Below are 16622 nucleotides of genomic sequence, written 5' to 3' on the forward strand. Positions count from 1 at the left end.
CTCCTTCAAGTCCGCTCGACTTGCATGTATTAGGCACGCCGCCAGCGTTCGTCCTGAGCCAGGATCAAACTCTCCATGAATTTGATTGCTCATTACTTTGTTTTATCGCTTTTCTCATGAATGGCGAACCATTCATAAGGGCAGTTTTGCTCGTTGTTCAGTTTTCAAAGAACAATTTCTTTTTGTGTGTCAACCGCGTTTTGCTCAGCGGCGACTTTTATAATATATCACAGTTGCCTATCTGATTGCAAGCATTTTTTTTCGTCTTTCGACATTTTTTTAGAAGCTGATTATGTATTCATTAATTCCTCATAATCTGTTCCTTGTACGATTATTACTACAATCCCCGTACAACTCGCCGATTAACTTAAATGCCTGCTTCAAAAGCGGCGAGTATTAATTTATCATATTACTTTCATTTGAGTCAAGCCTTTTTTAAAACTTTTTTAAAAGCGCTGTCACCCCAACAAAAAAGCCCGCAGCACTACAGTGCTTGCGAGCCTCTTCCTTCATTCTATCTACATCATATAACGCAATTCAAGCGCCTCCGTATCACCATTATCCGGCATTACAGCAACCTCCCGGATCAAGGAACGCTTCACGAGCTTTTGTACAAGCAAAGACAAATCAACATGCAACGCTTCTATAGAAGGATGTAATTGAAGCTCCAGGATACTCCATGGCTCTTCTCTATCCCCCATGAGTCGGAACAATAGCGTGCAGCAAGCTTTCATTTTGTTCATCACGGTAAACTCGCACGCAAGCATTACTAGCTCAACGCGCTGTTGAATGGTCTCGTGACTAACAGTCAGCTCCTCATACAGCTTGTACACTCCAGGGTGAACGAGTCGCATTTGCCGCCATACCGTCAATTCCGGATGTTGTCCTTCTTCTATAAGTACAATGTGCGCCCAATGATGAAGCGCCGACAATACATGGCTGTATGCATCCAATATATTGTTGTTCTCCAGCTCATGCTTTGCCTGTAAATACGTGCGCAGAAAGCCGGTAAACTCGATCAACAGCTTCTGCTCCTTCATCGTATCCGGAAATAACATTAAGCGTTCGCGAATATTCATCAGATAGCCCTCGCGATCCAATACGATCTCCCCCCGAACAATCCACTCAATCAAATTGCGCTGCTCTCCGCTGGAAATCCATTGCTGCATGCTGTCCGAGTCAATCGTACGAATTAGAATACGTTCCCCGTCAAACCGCATGTGCTCGGTTCCGGCGGCGCCATTGCGCTCTCTGATGACCAGCAGTAGTAAGTCCAAACCTTCAATAAAGGGGTTGTATGGATATGGATTCTCGATAGCGGCAAGACTGATGACATCAGGCTGCGAGCGAAAAGTTTGCGTGAAATGCTTTATGATATGTTTCACTTCTGCCTCCATATAGCTTATCCGAGAGGATTCAGCTATAATAATAGTCTATGGGTATATCTTTTTCGACAAGGCAGGTCCGGTTTCCTGCTTCCGCAGTAAGAAAACCGTCCTAATTCTTATATGAACATTGTCATGGAGAGGATTGGAAAACGTGAACAAGTTTTTTTTCAAATCAGCTAAAATTAATGAGTTTCGTTTATGGGGTCTTGTCTTCACTTTGGTCGGCATGGGCGTAATGATTGTCGGCACCGGAGGCATCATCTGGTGGGGGCAAATAGGCAGGATCATTGCCGCCGTCTTTATGGTTATCGGCATGATTTCGCTGCTGATCAGCGTCATGGTCTATTTCTGGGCCGGCATGATGTCCACAAGCGCGACGATGCTGCAGTGTCCGGAATGCGGCCGCCAAACAAAAATGCTTGGCAAAACAGACCGTTGCATGTATTGCAAAACGATACTTACGCTTGACCCGGCGCAAGCCACACATGCTCCTGCAGAATAATCACTCCATTGAAAAGCAAACACCCCCTTCGCCAGTTCCAACCGGCAAAGGGGGTGTTTCTTTATTTATATACGATATTAGGGCCGTTTGCTGATCGCGTCATCAATCGTTTTCCAAATGGAAGGGGTTTGAAATGCTCGCTGCCAAGAAGCAGCGCCTGCCAAGTCGTATTTTCGGACAAGCCCGATTCTCGCTTGTATCGATACTTCATCTTCAATCCATATACGCTGCAAAGCATCATCCTCTTTGTATTCCACGTAATGCTGCCCCGCATCCTTGTCAAACACAGGCTTCAGCTTTTTAGCTGCTACAATTTCCTTTACCCGCTCCATCCCAACAGCTTTCGAGCTGACCTTCTTAGCTCCGTCGCTGTCCGTTTTCTCGGTCCAAATGCGGGTGTAGAGCGGCATGCTCAGCACAAGCTTGCTGGCAGGAACGCCGTCCTCTTCCAAAATACGAACGATCGAGCTCTCCGTCCAGCCGATCGAGGCAACCGAACCGGCCTTCGGACTCGATGCCCAGTGCTCGTCATAAGCCATGACCATCATATAGTCGACAACTTTGCCGAGTGAAGCCCGGTCGAGAAACAATGACCACATCTCACTATTCGATTTAGGAGTAACATCTATGGAGACGACTAATCCTTGCTCATGCAGCAAAGGCGTCATTTCCCGGACAAATTGCACTAGATTAGCCTTGTCCGACGTTTTTACATTTTCAAAATCGATATTGATGCCTTGCAGATCATATAACTGGGAAAAAGCAAGCAGCTGCTGAATCATGGAGAAGCGCGTTTCCACACTGGCGAGCGCTTGCGTTGTCCGCTCCGGTTCAAAACCGTTGCTGAATAACGCCCATACTTGCATGCCCTGATTATGTGCCCACCTTACATAGGCCGGGTCGGCTTTAGCTTTTATCGTTCCCTTCGCGTCCTTCAACTCGAACCAAGTCGGGCTTACGACATTGACGCCTTGCATGTCATTGATCTTAGAAGGGTCGATCTTCTTCTCATATACCGCTTCCCAGACCAGGTTGATTTTGCTGCCCATTACCTTCCACGCTTGAAAAGGAGGCTCTTGCTTCGGCAGCGGAATCGTTTCGATCGTCGTTAACGCGGCACTCTTCTTGGCCATATAGCCGACTTGTCCTTGCGGACCTTGCACGAAGAGCCATCCGTCACGCTCTCCCCATATCCGTACGCTGCCGCCTTGCGGAACTCGTTCCACATAAGGAGCGCGGATCGTCGGCTCAGTCCGGATCGCTTCTCCTTTTTTCCCAACCGCTTGGGCCAGTTGAATGTTCTCGCCTGCCTTAAGCAGTACGACGATCCCGGAATCCGCTTCATATTCCGCTTTCAGCCCGTAAAGCTCCTTGAGCGGTGTAAGCGGGATATAGACGTTTTTGCCATTCAGCTCGGCCGCCATCTCCAGCTTGTAAGGCTTCTGATTGACGGTCGCGGTCAAAGAGTCCGTCTTCATATGAAGCACTTTATCCGCCGTCGTCATAATAATGGACTTTGAATCAGGCTCATAACGGATGAGCTCGTCCGATCCAAGCACATGACCAAGAATGGACAAAGGGAGCTTTACCTCATCATTTTCAATAACGGCCCCTTCCGCCAGCACTTCACCCTCGAACGTGATCGGATGCTCCGCTTCATAATCCATCACCTTAAGTTGAGTATTCGGTATATACCTCATATACAGCATACAGCCGATAACGGCAATCATGCCGACTACAAACATGAACAGCAAAAACTTGAAACCCCCGCCCTTTCGACGGCGCGGCGTCCTGGTGTACGTCGCTTCCAATTGCTCACACTCCCATATCATTCAGTTATCCTTCTTATAAAAAAACGCGCAAAGCCGGAGTTACCGCGATTTGCACGTTCGTTAGCAAGCATTAAGTTACAATTACAATAAGCTGGTTTCCGGCGTCTTCTTCGTTAAGCAGCTGGAACATACGCCGTAGATTTCCATACGATGGCCCTCTACAACAAAGCCAGTAATATTCGACGCGGCCCGTTCCACTTCCAAAAGCGGCGGATAGTGAAAATCGACGATTTGTCCGCAGTCCTTGCATATTGCATGGTAATGGTCCGACAGATCGGCATCAAACCGGCTGGAATCGTCGCCATAGGTCAATTCACGGACCAAGCCCGCTTCCACAAACAATCTCAAATTATTATAGATGGTCGCCACGCTCATACTAGGAAAGTTTGGTGACAGCGCTTTATAGATTTCGTCCGCTGTCGGGTGCGAAGTCGCATCCATCAAGTAACTCAATATGGCATGACGTTGCGGGGTCATACGGACGCCATTCATCTTCAACTGTTCCAATGCCTGGCTCACGCTGGATACTCCCATTCCCCTCACGCCTTTCTGCTAAGTAGTTAAGACCATTGTACGTTCATTCAAAATGATTTGTCAATGAAAGCGCTGCTCGCGAGAAGTCCAATTGCATGAATAGAGATACTGTTTGTCGCATTGATCTGAATCCGGTAGGTACCTGCCCCTACCGTACCTCTTACCGTTTTTTTGCTGACGGTAAACGGAAAGTCGGTGTCAATGCTGCCGAACGTAACCGAGCCGTACACGGTGAAATCCCCATTTTCCGGCGCTTCGACCTTGATCTCGCCTACCGAGCTGTCCACGTCCCAATCGCCGCCGATGACAGAGCTTGATAATTCAATTCCGCCATTCAACGTATCTGCTTTAACGGATGAGGCTGCTTCCTCGATACTGATTTTACCATTTTTCGTCTCGGCTTCGACTGCTCCGCCAGCATCTTTAACCTTCACGCTTCCGTTAATGGTCGTAGCGACTAACTCTCCAGAAACGGAGGCTACATCTACTGCGCCATTTTTAGTTGTTGCATTCGCTGAACCTGTAATACCGGATAGCTTCACGCTCCCCGAAATACCAGAAGCCTCCACATTGCCTTGAATGTCCGATAGTTGGATATCGCCACTGACGTTATTGACCCGCAGTCCACCTGCAGCCGCTACTCCATTCACATCAACTTCCCCGTTGGTCACATGGACGGAGAGCGATAATTCGGTCGCTTCCCGCGGCATCGTCACGATCAGGTTAATGCGCGGCTTGCGGCCGCCGCTCGCTCCATAAGGCTCGCCAATCCCTTGAATGGTCAGCTTAGCCGAATCACTTGAGGTGTCTACCCTCGATTTCTCCGCAATACGTCCCGCTTCCGTCTGATCTTCAGTATCGACCCAAACCTCCGTATCGACGAGAACACTGTTCACATCACCGGAGCGCAGCGTCACGTGCCCGTTAGGATTCGAAATCGTCATTTCGGAAACGCTCTCTTCTAACGGTATGACGATTTGCTCTTTTGTATAACGAAAGCCTTTCTCCTCGCCGTAATCCGCGCTACCCTTCAGCTCGACATATTGGTCCAGCCACTTAAAGGGCAGCTCCGCATATTGCGTGACCACGAGTGCCGTTGCCGCAATAATAATCGCGAGCAGACCGCCCCCGAAATCTAAACGCAGCCTTCTTTCCTTTTTCCGGTTAAAGATGCTGAACAGAATGATTTCTGCTCCAAGCAATACAAAAACCGCGGGCCACCAATGCAGCAGCAGCGCAATGTCATTCCGGTTTTGCAATTGGTCGGACAATAGCAAGCAACCGATTGCTACAATGATTGCGGCTGACGTGAAGCGGCCTAGCTTAAACACATCCACCGCCCCTTTCCAATAAATAATGATTAAGATCAGTGCTGTTACGGCCAGCAGTGGTCCCACCGAGTAGTCCGCGAGCTCATTCATCCAAGGGACGAGACTAGCTGGGGGACGGATGAGAATGGCAAGCAGCAGGCCTCCTATCATCAGCAGAAAACCGCTCACCATCGTCAGTCTGGAAGGCTTCTCCGTAGGCCGCTCGACGCTTTGCAAAGCATCATACACGCTGACGAAATAAAAGGCTGGCACCGCTAGCGCCAAATAAACGATAAATAACAAATGTCTGGCCCCGTTTGCGTCCGCCAAGCGGATGATCGCCGCAACGTCCAGCATCAGTCCAGCCATAATCAACAGGCCGCGCGCATAACGTCCTGCATATAAATGCCCGCTGCCCGGGAGGATAAAAGCAAGCACCGCGGCAAGCAGGCGGCTCTTCGGCCGTTTTACTCCGAGCTCACGCAATGGACTCCCTCCATATGTTTAATTTGGTCGAGCAGCGTAAGCAAGGATTCGGATTTCGGCAGCGTCACGTACAGATGAAGCATGAACTGCCTTTCCGCTTCTTCACCGAGCTCCTCCAGCAGCATTTTCCGGATGACGATCTGTCTTTCGGTCAATAACGCGTTCAATGTCAAAATAATTGCCGAACGCTCCTCCGCCTGTATCTTCAACAAATATTCCCGTTTCGCGCTGATATATCGCTTCTCCAGCTTGTTGAAAGCCCATAGCGTCAGGAGCACCATAATAGTCGAAGAAGCTGCCGCGAAATAAAAGCCTGCACCGATCGCAAGGCCGATCGCAGCCACAACCCATAAGGAAGCGGCTGTCGTTAATCCAGTAATCGATTTGCCCGTATACAATATAGTCCCAGCTCCAAGGAAACCTACGCCCGTAATGACGGCTGCGGCCAGACGAGCCGGATCCACCCTTACATTCGTCTCATTAACGAAATCCGAGAAGCCGTATATCGACAGCAGCATCAGCAGACAAGACCCGATACAAACGAGAATATTCGTCCTGAGGCCGGCTGCATGATTAGACTGTTCACGTTCAAGGCCCACCAAACCGCCCAGCACTAATGCCAGAAGCAGCCTAAGGAAAATATGATATTCGTTAATCGACCAGGGATTGGCGACCGCATGCACCATTTCGCAGACAACCTTTCTATGTGAGCCTATTGTAACATATTTGTATGCGCCCAGCTGCCTAACTCGTTCCTTCCAAGCAAAAAAACAGCGCCGTTCATCATGACGATGAGCGGCGCTAGTTTGATGAAACGCTATTGCAAAAAGCGAAAGCGGGTGCTGATTATTTCAACCGATCAAGGAGCAGCTTGTTAACCAATCCCGGATTTGCTTTGCCTTTCGTTTCTTTCATAATCTGACCGACAAGGAATCCGATCGCCTTTTCTTTGCCTGCCCGGAAATCTTCAACCGATTGCGGGTTAGCCTGGATGATCTGATCCACGATCGCCAAAATCGCGCCTTCATCGCTAATTTGCACCAGCCCTTGCTCTTCCACGATTTGCTGCGGCAGCTTGCCGGATTCCAGCATCGCTTTAAACACGGTTTTGGCGATTTTGTTGCTGATCGTCCCCTTCTCAAGCAGACCGATCATTTCTCCCAAGCCTTGACCGGTAATCAATACATCGGCAAGCTCTTGGTTGTTGGCGTTCAGGTAACCAAGCAGGTCGCCCATAATCCAGTTCGATACGGTTTTTGCATCCTTCGTATGCGCAAGGCTCTCTTCGAACAGATCGGCCAATTTCTTCGAGGATGTAATGACTTCTGCATCATAGGAAGGCAAGCCGTAGTCGGTCGTATAACGAGCTTTGCGGGAATCCGGGAGCTCTGGAATCGAAGCGCGAACGCTTTCCTTCCACTCTTGACTGATATGGAGCTGTACCAAATCCGGGTCTGGGAAGTAGCGATAGTCATGCGACTCTTCTTTGCCGCGCATCGATATCGTTTTGCCCTGAGCTTCGTCCCAACGGCGCGTCTCCTGCACAACCTTCTCGCCGCTGTCGAGCACTTCGGCCTGACGCAGCTGCTCATACTCCAAACCGCGTTGAACGCCGCGGAAGGAGTTCATGTTTTTCAACTCAGCACGTGTTCCGAGCTTTTCTTGTCCGTATGGACGAAGGCTGATATTCGCATCGCAGCGAAGGCTACCTTCCTCCATCTTCACATCCGACACTTCGCAATACAGCATAATCGCTTTCAGCTTCTCAAGGTAAGCTTTTGCTTCCTCTGGTGTACGGATATCCGGCTCGGATACGATCTCAACGAGCGGCGTACCGACACGGTTGAAATCGACAAGCGAGGCGTATCCGCCATCAACGTGAGTCAGCTTGCCTGCGTCTTCCTCCAGATGAAGACGGGTAATGCCGATTCGCTTCGTCTCGCCGTTAACCTCAATATCAATCCAGCCATGTTCACCGATCGGCTGATCGAATTGCGAGATTTGGTACGCCTTCGGAGAATCCGGATAGAAATAGTTTTTACGGTCGAATTTGCTGATGTCGGCAATTTGGCAGTTCAACGCCATCGCCGCTTTCATCGCGTATTCCACGGCTTGCTTGTTCAACACCGGCAGGACGCCCGGATGTCCAAGACAGACCGGACATGTATGTGTATTAGCCGGAGCGCCAAAAGCAGTCGAGCAGCCGCAGAAAATTTTACTATTCGTATGCAGCTCGACGTGAACCTCAAGTCCGACTACTGTTTCGTATTTATTCGCTTCAGACATCGTTATTCTCCTCTCATCCCAGCTGCGGACGGCCGCGGTGGAATTCGGTGTTCTGCTCGAACGCGTGCGCTGCGCGCAATACGGTCGATTCGTCGAAGGCTTTACCGATAATTTGCAGACCGATCGGCAAGCCGTTCGAGCTGCCGCAAGGAATGCTGATTGCCGGAACGCCGGCAAGGCTGACTGGGATTGTACAAATATCGTTTAAGTACATCGTCAGCGGATCGCCGACCTGCTCCCCGATACGGAAAGCTGTCGTTGGCGCCGTTGGTCCCATAATGACGTCAAACTTGCTGAATACTTGGTCAAAGTCTTGCTTGATCAGCGTCCGTACTTTTTGCGCTTTCAAATAATAAGCGTCATAGTAGCCGGAGCTAAGCGCATACGTGCCAAGCATAATGCGGCGCTTCACTTCCGGTCCGAAGCCTTGGCTGCGGGACTTGCGGTACAGATCAATCAGGTTGTCCGGATTGTCGGCACGCACGCCGTATCGAACGCCGTCGAAACGGGCCAGATTGGAGGAAGCCTCCGATGAAGCGAGCAAATAATAGGTCGCGATCGCATATTCGGTATGCGGCAGCGATACTTCTTCCCAAGTCGCGCCCAGGCTTTCATATACTTTCAGAGCGTTCAGAACCGCTTCCTTCACTTCAGGATCGATACCTTCGCCCAAATATTCCTTCGCTACGCCGATTCGCAGACCTTTTACATCGCCTGTCAAAGCACTAGTGTAGTCAGGAATGCTTACATTAGCAGACGTGGAATCTTTGCCGTCGAAACCTGCAATGGCTTGCAGAACATAAGCGGAATCTTCGACGTTTTTCGTCAATGGTCCGATTTGGTCCAGCGACGAGGCGAAGGCAACGAGTCCATAACGCGATACGAGTCCATAAGTTGGCTTCAAGCCCACGATGCCGCAATAGGCTGCAGGCTGACGAATCGAACCGCCAGTATCCGAGCCGAGTGAGAAATACACTTGGCCAGCAGCGACCGATGCCGCAGAGCCGCCGCTGGAGCCGCCCGGTACATAGTCCGTATTCCAAGGATTGCGCGTCGGGTAAAAGCTTGAATTCTCATTCGAGCCGCCCATTGCGAATTCATCCATGTTCAGCTTGCCAATCGTTACCGATTGAGCCGATTTCAGCTTTGCGACTGATGTCGCATCATAGATTGGATTATAGTTGCTAAGGAATTGGCTCGCACATGTCGTGAGCAGCCCTTCCGTTACGATATTGTCCTTAATACCGGCTGGAAGCCCGAACAGCAGCCCCCGCTCCGAGCCGTCCTGAAGCTGCTTGTCCAGTTCCGCAGCTTGACGACGGGCGTTCTCCTCATCAAGCGTAATAAATGCTTTAATGGAAGAATCCGTCTCTGCAATGCGGCGGTAAGAAGCATCCACCAGTTCGGATACTTGAAGTTCTTTATCATTCAGTTTGTTATGTACGTCCTGCAGGCGCAGATCAAACAGTGCCAACTGCAGCTCCTCCCTTCAATTAACCAATCTCTTTATTCCAATACAGCCGGTACTTTAATTTGGCCGTCTTCTTCATCAGGTGCGTTAAGCAGCACTTTCTCAATCGGCAGCGACTCTTTCGTCACGTCTTCGCGCATCACATTCGTGATCGGCAGAACATGACTTGTTGGTGCTACGCCTTCGGTATCCAGGCTGTTCAGCTTTTCCGCATATTTCAGAATCGCATTAAGCTGGTCGGTGAACTGCTCCTTCTCCTGCTCGGACAGCTCCAATCGCGCCAGGTTGGCTACATGCTCGACATCTTTCAACGTTATGCTCATGGAATGCATATTCCTCCCTTTCCATCCTTCACTTCATTCTTCCCATTATAGCTTAGATTCGCATTTTCACAAAGTAGTCGTACAGGTCTCTTTTGCAAAAAATGACGACAAACAAAAGCTCCCCCCGATAGATCGGAAGGAGCGATACCCAATTAAATCCAAGCCTTCAGGTTAACCTGCCGGATGAAATCTTCCTTGCTCTGGCTCTCGCTGCTTGTACTTTCTACCTCAACCTGCACTTCCTCGCCTTTGACGATCCAGTTGAACAGCTCCTCATTATAAGTAGCAAGCGCATAATCAATCAGCGCCTCCCGCTCCACGCGGTCCACTTCTTCTTGAATGAGCACCTCTTCCAGCTCGACATCCTCATCCGGGATAAGAAAATTGCGGTTCGCCGCCGGCACACGCAGCACGTAGTCAAATACATTGTCGACGTTGCGGTCGTAAGCAATTATATAGCCATACTCCCCTACGGGAAGATTTTGTTCGTATTGGTCGGCGATTATGACGACCTTTGACCCTAATTTCAGCATCGTCTTCACTCCAGTCTCTATCAGCCGCGAATTATAACTATTATCCTACTAAAAAATAATAGCCATGTCCAATAGAGTAATAGAAGTTAAGGTTATCGCCTATTTATATGACATTTATGGAAGCTCCATCCGCCGCATCCGCCACACGGCTGCGTATAGGATGGCTGCCGTTAACACGGCGCCTGCGATGATAATCATACCTGCGGCGTCCGGTATAGAACCGAGAAGAAAACCGCTTGCTAAGCCCGGTAACTGCCCGGGACTCCAGGCGAGCGCGCTTGGCAGGAACGAAGCCGTCAGCGACAAAAGAATCGCAAGCCCCAAAGCGGAAAAAGCCGCAGCAGCTCCGCTTCGAAGCCATACGCTCCCCGCTATCATCAACGTGCCAATAACCGACAGCCACAGCGCAAATACAAGCAGTGCTTGTATCGCACGTATTGCATCCACTTCCCCGATGAGCAACGAAGTGTAATACCATGCCCCTAAATAGCCGATCGTTAATGACCCCCATACAAGCACAAGCATCGCCGTCCATTTCGCTAGTAAATAAGCGGATCGGGAAATGGGCTTCACGAGAATCATCGAAGCCGCCCCCGAGTTTCGCTCACTCGATACCGCTCCCATAAAACCCAGAGCGACGATCAAACTGCCGATCATGCCATATTGCTGCAGCGTTTGCGCTAGCACCTCACCGCTTTGAGGCTTAGGCATTTCTATAACCGTACCTTGCGGAAAATTTCCTGCATTTGCTAGTATATCAGGCAAAAAGTAGGTCACAATTGGCTGGCTTACCCCCAATAAAAGAAATACTAAAGGCAACCATAGCAGCTTATAGCTACGAGCAAGCTCCAGCAGTTCCTTCCGCCAAATAATCATCCATTGGCTCATCCAGACACCACCTTCATAAACAAGTCCTCCAGCGTCGAATGGCCAAACTCCAGCTTGGCTACCCGAATCCCATCCTCGGCAAGCTGTCCAAGCAGCTCCCGTCTAGCCAGCTCCATATCGGTTACGACTAGCTCTATTCCCTTCTCAATTCTGCGCAGCTCCTTCACATAGGCTCCGCCCTGATACGACACACACCATTGCTTGGAGTGATCGTCACCTTCGATATGCAGCGTGATGACGGACATACGGTGGTTGTTCTTAATCTCCTCTATGGAGCCTTGCAGAGCCATCTCACCATTACGAATAATAAGAACGTCATCGCATAACTGTTCGGCGTCATGCAGAACATGAGTGGAGAACAGCACCGTCGTCTCCTGCTTCAATTCTCGCAACAGCATCAGCACCTCATGCCTGCCGAGCGGGTCGAGTGCCGATACCGGTTCATCCAATATGAGCAGCTTCGGTCTATGGACAAGAGCTTGCGCAAGCCCAAGTCGCTGCTTCATTCCTCCGGAATAGCCGCTGATTGCACGATTGGCTGCGGCGGAGAGTCCTACCCTCTCCAGCAGCGCGTCGGCTTGACTCCTTGCTTCAGCAGCAGACAAACCGCATAGACGGGCAGCATAGACCGCATATTCACGGCCGGTCATCCAGCCGTAGAATGAAGGTGCTTGCGGAAGATAGCCGAGCAGTGAGTTAGGACTTTGTCCAGGCTTTACTCCCGCATAGCTCAGCTTCCCGCCTGTAGGCTGCAATAATCCCGCCAGCATACGGATGGTCGTCGTTTTCCCCGCACCGTTGGGACCCAGAAGCGCTGTGCAGCGCCCTGGTGCAATGTCAAAGCTGATGCCAGCTACCGCCTGTGTAGATCCAAACGCTTTGGTCAATTGCTCAGCTCGCAACAATGCGCTCATTAATCATTCCTCCTGCCGACCACAAAAAACAATACGGGGCCAATAATATTTACAAATACGATAACCAGCACCCAGAGCCATTTTGGCCCTCTCGTTTGGCTCGCCTTAGCGAGCGCGACCAATGCCACAATAACTAATATGAGCTGTATGACGAAAAGCGGGGCGATGATCGGCAGAAGCTTACTAAGTTCCATTGTCGATTCATTCATTCTCATGCCCTCCCTATTATTAGATTCTTATTAAAGGTATCTTCTTTAGTCTTTTAGTTCGAAGCAAAGCTGGAGAAGTAAATAATGAGTCCAGCGAATAGAAGCAGACCAATGACGATAAGCCAGCTGAGCGGACTCCCCATATTGACCGTATAACCGATGCCTTGTCTTTTCTCTACAAACAGCGACGGGTCGGACTTGTTATAATAGATGACACCCAGCTTCCAATGCTGATCAGCATCCATCGGCAGAACGGCAGTTTCTTCTGCGAACGTTGTTCTCTTCGCACGAATCATAAGCACGATAAATACAGCAACCGTGACAAAAAGTACAATCATGAACGACGTGGTGCCAGCCCCGATAAAACGGCTGCTCGCTTCCAAGACACTAGCTAACTTCAACAGGGAGAATAAGGCCACAATGAGCAGACCCATACTAATCATCAACAAAGAGCTTAATCTGCGGAAATGAACGCTATTGCGGCGCGATGCTTCCGGATTGGCCGGGTCGATCTGCTGTTTGGTTACATCTATGAGCCAATTAATTCCCATGAACATTCCGATCATGACCAATTGAATGATACTGAGGTCAAATACAGTTATGAAGCTTTTCGTCGAGAATCCGTCGGCTACACCTTGAAGGTCATAATGCGTTGCCATTCGCTCGGGAATGGAATCATAGATGACCGTTAAATAAATAGCTGTTCCCGCCACAATAGCGAAATGCAGCAAAAACCATAAATTCGAATATCTTTTTTTCTGTTTATGGAAAGACATATCCACGACGATCTTCTGTCCAGGCGGCGTCTGTACTTCCCAGCCTTTATCGGCTTTCAGCTTCTTTACCCTGTAATAGCTGCGTACATACAGAAAGGAATGACCCAGCAGCGAGAAAAAAATGGCGGTCAGCAGTGCGATTGCGAAGCGTATATCCCCCAGCCATGGCTGCAAAGCGATATAAAGGATCAGCCCGGCTATTGAAACGACAACCGACCACTGCAAATAATTTTTCCTGGCAGCCTCAAGGCTCGTATCTTTCAGGTAAGGCTCTGGAATGGCAACGCCAAATCGAATCGATCGTTTAGCCAGAAACGGCGAAAGGATCATAATGATGTTCATGGGCAAGTAAGCCGCTAGCATAAAAATAATGAAATCCTGCATACCTGTCACTCCTTATCTTGTGGTTGAATGTCGTTGTAAAGCCGGGCGATGATTTCCGTCAGCTGTTCCTGGTTTAGTCCCCGGCAAAGCGATTCGGCTACGACCGGTCTTAACTGCTGGCCTAGCTTCGCTAAATAGTGCTCCGTAACTTGCGGCATCTCTTCCTTCTGCACGACGATGACGCCTTTCTTCCGGTGAACCTGAATAAACCCTTCCTGTTTGAGCAATGTGTAAGCTTTATTGACGGTATGCAGATTGATCCCGATGTCGGAAGCTAAGCTTCTTACTGAAGGGAGAGACTCTCCTGGCTCCAGTCTTCCGCTGGCAATTCCCTCGATGATCTGATCCATAAGCTGCGTATAAATAGGAATTTCCGATTGTAAATCCAATTCAATCATCATATTGGCGCCTCTTTTGCTCTTATTGTTACATCTGTTATACATATAATATAACAGATATCTTTTTACTGCAAGATGATCTGTCGATTTTAGGCTAATACCCCGAGCTGTATGAGGATCAAAATGCAAAAGTACATTTTGATTCGCTGCAAAAGGTCTAAAATCGCTATCAAAATGCAAAAATACATTTGAATTCCGTCTTTTTCGCCTTCTAACAGCCATTTTCGCGATTCAACCTGTACTTTTGCATGTTGAGCCCCGATATGGGCGAAAAAGCTGCAATCGACCTGCACTTTTGCATGTTGATGGACATAGCCTAGAGATTACTCCATGCAAAAATGGCCAAAAAACAGAAATGGCGGTGCCGGGGATTAACTCCCAAGCACCGCCATTTCTTTATTTTCGCTCCCGGCTGTACCATTCCCAAACGGGTTCAATGGAAGCCTGGTCTAAACATCTCACGCTGTACTCCTGCTCGCTGCCCAAAGCATGAACAGATAACGAGTATAGCCGCTTGCGCTGCTGCCACCTCGTTCCTCTCACACTCATTACAACGATTTGCGGCCTGCGGATATAGTAGGTTATGCGGGACAAGTAACGTTTACGCAACGTCAGCTGTCCGTTTTCAAGCCCTATTCCCGCCGTCTTATAACGGGACCAACACCAGTAAGCGACGATTGGCAGCAACACCAGCGACAACAGACCAGGGCCCTTGAACAAGAAGATCAAGGCAGCACTGAGGACTGCGGCAATGATCAGTTCAACTCTCATATAGTAGAGAAGAGCCCGCTTCGGAGCCGGCGTATCCGCCTTTTGAACCTTCAAATGCGGCACATAACTGCCCAATACTTCCTGAAGCTTCACACGCGCAATGAACGGATGAAGCACCAGCCGCTCGTTTTTATCTGAAGATACGACCTGCAGCCGAATTTTCGCATAGCCGGCCATTTGCTGCAGCAGATTCTCCTCGATGATGACTGCCTGCACCTTGCGTGGATCAAACACATGTGTTTTCTTGTCCAGAAGGCCGTAGGAAACTGCTACCCTCTTCCCCTCCATACGAACCTCAAAGCCCGCAAACTTAACGAGAAAGAGTATGCTCGAGAGGATCCATGCCAGCAAGAGAGCGCCTGCAACAATCAATAGAATGCCTAAATAGTCAGCCATGAGGCTTTTTGATTCCTGCGCGATATTTTCAATGAAATGATCGGGGGCAATCAATCGAATAAAATCATCGGCAAAAGAGATTAAACCCGCAACGAAAGCAGCTACGAGTCCGAAGTTCATGGACGTTAAGCCCGCCATAAGCAACTGCCCGCCATTCAAACGGTAACGTGTTTCCTCTTGCCTAGGCACGACAGCTGACGGCTTCTCTTCCGCTGTATCAGAGGACAGCCCGGTTGCAGGTTCGGCGGGAGTCTCTGAAGCCTGTGCAGCACCTTCCATCATTGCACCCTTGTCGCTGCTTCTAAGCAGCTGTGCCCGAAGCTTCTCCGCTTCTTTCGCCGACAAGGCCGCTAATATCCCTTCTGCCTTCTTATTGCCGCCGGGCGTTTCGATTTTAAGCTGAGCAACGCCCAATATGCGCTGAATAAACGGCTGCTCGACATTAACCGAATGGATACGTGAAAAATAAATCGTTTTCTCATCGCGAAATAAAACGCCCTTCTGAATCACGATACGATCCTGCTCCAGCACATAACTGAACTTTCGCCAATCAAAGTAACCATACACCAGAAGCAGCGCGATGACGGCCCCAATTCCGAGGTACCAATAGAGATTCAAGTGGGTAAGCTTCGTCCCCCTCAATAGCGTAATAATCGCCACAGGGAGCAAGCCTTTGACTGTTTGCAGCAGAGCAAACAGCATGTAAACCGGATGCAGCTGACGGCGATCAATCATCCTGATCATCTACTTTCGCCAGCAGACCAATCTGCCGCTTCAAATCAGAAGCTTCATCCTGCTTCAGGCCGCTAATCTCATGAGTCGTGGCCGCCGTCACCACCTTAACACTAGCCAGCTTATATTTCCGCATAAGCGGCCCGCTTTCCAGCTCCACATGCTGGACCCGGACCATCGGAATGAGCACATTCTTCTTGAAAATAATGCCGGAGGCCAGCTCCAGCTCCTCATCAAATAATTCATATTGGAAGCTGCGATACTTCCATAGCGGAATAAACCAGGTGAACCAAACGGCAGATAACGTCACAACGGCCAGTGCGATCCAAGCCGGAAGAAACGTCCACTGATTGGACCCGGCCAATGCCGTGTACGCGATGATCAGCGCATAGCCTATCGAGTGAGTAATTAATGAACTGATTCGGTACACGGTAATATAATCTTGGTCCAATCTCCTGCTTAATGGACGATTCATTCCGGCAGCACTCC

General features: G+C 49.6%; 16 protein-coding genes, 1 rRNA gene and 1 pseudogene. 1 reads left to right on the forward strand and 17 read right to left on the reverse strand.

Annotated features, from left to right (window positions below):
• Together IEX98_RS21470 and IEX98_RS21475 are read right to left on the reverse strand one after the other, a co-directional pair.
• A 16S ribosomal RNA gene (locus IEX98_RS21470) occupies positions 1 to 80 on the reverse strand; the annotation flags it as partial.
• A gap of 438 nt (positions 81 to 518) precedes the next feature.
• On the reverse strand, positions 519 to 1385 hold the full coding sequence (locus IEX98_RS21475; protein WP_229692306.1) for a nucleotidyltransferase-like protein: 867 nt from the start codon (positions 1383 to 1385) through the stop codon (positions 519 to 521).
• A gap of 154 nt (positions 1386 to 1539) precedes the next feature.
• Between IEX98_RS21475 and IEX98_RS21480 the strand changes: the two genes are divergently transcribed.
• Positions 1540 to 1890: a DUF2614 family zinc ribbon-containing protein gene (locus IEX98_RS21480; protein WP_188891262.1), complete on the forward strand. Its 351-nt coding sequence runs from the start codon at positions 1540 to 1542 to the stop codon at positions 1888 to 1890.
• Between the two features lie 77 nt (positions 1891 to 1967).
• Here the strand turns inward: IEX98_RS21480 and IEX98_RS21485 are convergent, their stop codons facing one another.
• The 15 genes and pseudogenes from IEX98_RS21485 to IEX98_RS21555 all read right to left on the reverse strand — a co-directional run bounded on the left by IEX98_RS21485 (position 1968) and on the right by IEX98_RS21555 (position 16608).
• Entirely contained in the window at positions 1968 to 3722 is a 1755-nt protein-coding gene (locus IEX98_RS21485; RefSeq protein ID WP_188891263.1) for a glycosyl hydrolase family 18 protein, read from the reverse strand.
• Positions 3723 to 3803: 81 nt separating this feature from the next.
• On the reverse strand, positions 3804 to 4256 hold the full coding sequence (gene perR / locus IEX98_RS21490; RefSeq protein WP_188891264.1) for a peroxide-responsive transcriptional repressor PerR: 453 nt from the start codon (positions 4254 to 4256) through the stop codon (positions 3804 to 3806).
• A gap of 47 nt (positions 4257 to 4303) precedes the next feature.
• Positions 4304 to 6052 (reverse strand): DUF6677 family protein, encoded by a 1749-nt coding sequence (locus tag IEX98_RS21495; protein ID WP_188891265.1) that lies wholly within the window; start codon positions 6050 to 6052, stop codon positions 4304 to 4306.
• Entirely contained in the window at positions 6034 to 6738 is a 705-nt protein-coding gene (locus IEX98_RS21500) for an MgtC/SapB family protein (RefSeq protein ID WP_188891266.1), read from the reverse strand. Before IEX98_RS21500 ends, IEX98_RS21495 begins: the two co-directional genes overlap by 19 nt.
• A 160-nt stretch (positions 6739 to 6898) precedes the next feature.
• Positions 6899 to 8338 (reverse strand): Asp-tRNA(Asn)/Glu-tRNA(Gln) amidotransferase subunit GatB, encoded by a 1440-nt coding sequence (gatB, locus tag IEX98_RS21505; RefSeq protein ID WP_188891267.1) that lies wholly within the window; start codon positions 8336 to 8338, stop codon positions 6899 to 6901.
• A 13-nt stretch (positions 8339 to 8351) separates the two neighbouring features.
• Positions 8352 to 9812, reverse strand: coding sequence for an Asp-tRNA(Asn)/Glu-tRNA(Gln) amidotransferase subunit GatA (gene gatA / locus IEX98_RS21510; RefSeq protein WP_188891268.1), 1461 nt, complete (start codon positions 9810 to 9812; stop codon positions 8352 to 8354).
• 32 nt (positions 9813 to 9844) lie between these two features.
• Positions 9845 to 10132 carry an Asp-tRNA(Asn)/Glu-tRNA(Gln) amidotransferase subunit GatC gene (gene gatC, locus IEX98_RS21515; RefSeq protein WP_188891269.1) on the reverse strand — a complete coding sequence of 96 codons (288 nt, stop codon included), beginning with the start codon at positions 10130 to 10132 and terminating at the stop codon, positions 9845 to 9847.
• A 152-nt stretch (positions 10133 to 10284) separates the two neighbouring features.
• The gene (locus IEX98_RS21520; RefSeq protein WP_188891270.1) at positions 10285 to 10665 is read right to left on the reverse strand and encodes an ATPase; all 381 of its coding nucleotides are present in this window, start codon (positions 10663 to 10665) and stop codon (positions 10285 to 10287) included.
• 291 nt (positions 10666 to 10956) lie between these two features.
• A pseudogene (locus IEX98_RS21525) lies at positions 10957 to 11553 on the reverse strand (ABC transporter permease); the annotation flags it as partial.
• Complete coding sequence (locus IEX98_RS21530; protein WP_188891272.1) at positions 11550 to 12467, reverse strand: ABC transporter ATP-binding protein; 918 nt, start codon at positions 12465 to 12467, stop codon at positions 11550 to 11552. The pseudogene IEX98_RS21525 and the gene IEX98_RS21530, both read right to left, overlap by 4 nt.
• On the reverse strand, positions 12467 to 12676 hold the full coding sequence (locus tag IEX98_RS21535) for a PLD nuclease N-terminal domain-containing protein (protein ID WP_229692307.1): 210 nt from the start codon (positions 12674 to 12676) through the stop codon (positions 12467 to 12469). Before IEX98_RS21535 ends, IEX98_RS21530 begins: the two co-directional genes overlap by 1 nt.
• A gap of 53 nt (positions 12677 to 12729) precedes the next feature.
• Positions 12730 to 13836: a DUF1648 domain-containing protein gene (locus IEX98_RS21540; protein ID WP_188891273.1), complete on the reverse strand. Its 1107-nt coding sequence runs from the start codon at positions 13834 to 13836 to the stop codon at positions 12730 to 12732.
• A 5-nt stretch (positions 13837 to 13841) separates the two neighbouring features.
• A complete protein-coding gene (locus IEX98_RS21545; protein WP_188891274.1) occupies positions 13842 to 14237 on the reverse strand; it encodes a GntR family transcriptional regulator in 396 nt (131 codons plus the stop codon).
• 393 nt (positions 14238 to 14630) lie between these two features.
• The gene (locus IEX98_RS21550) at positions 14631 to 16145 is read right to left on the reverse strand and encodes a PH domain-containing protein (protein ID WP_188891275.1); all 1515 of its coding nucleotides are present in this window, start codon (positions 16143 to 16145) and stop codon (positions 14631 to 14633) included.
• Positions 16129 to 16608 carry a PH domain-containing protein gene (locus tag IEX98_RS21555; protein WP_188891276.1) on the reverse strand — a complete coding sequence of 160 codons (480 nt, stop codon included), beginning with the start codon at positions 16606 to 16608 and terminating at the stop codon, positions 16129 to 16131. Before IEX98_RS21555 ends, IEX98_RS21550 begins: the two co-directional genes overlap by 17 nt.
• Between the last annotated feature and the right edge of the window lie 14 nt (positions 16609 to 16622).

It is taken from the genome of Paenibacillus radicis (ex Gao et al. 2016), from assembly GCF_014641555.1.
Lineage (GTDB): Bacteria > Bacillota > Bacilli > Paenibacillales > Paenibacillaceae > Pristimantibacillus > Pristimantibacillus radicis.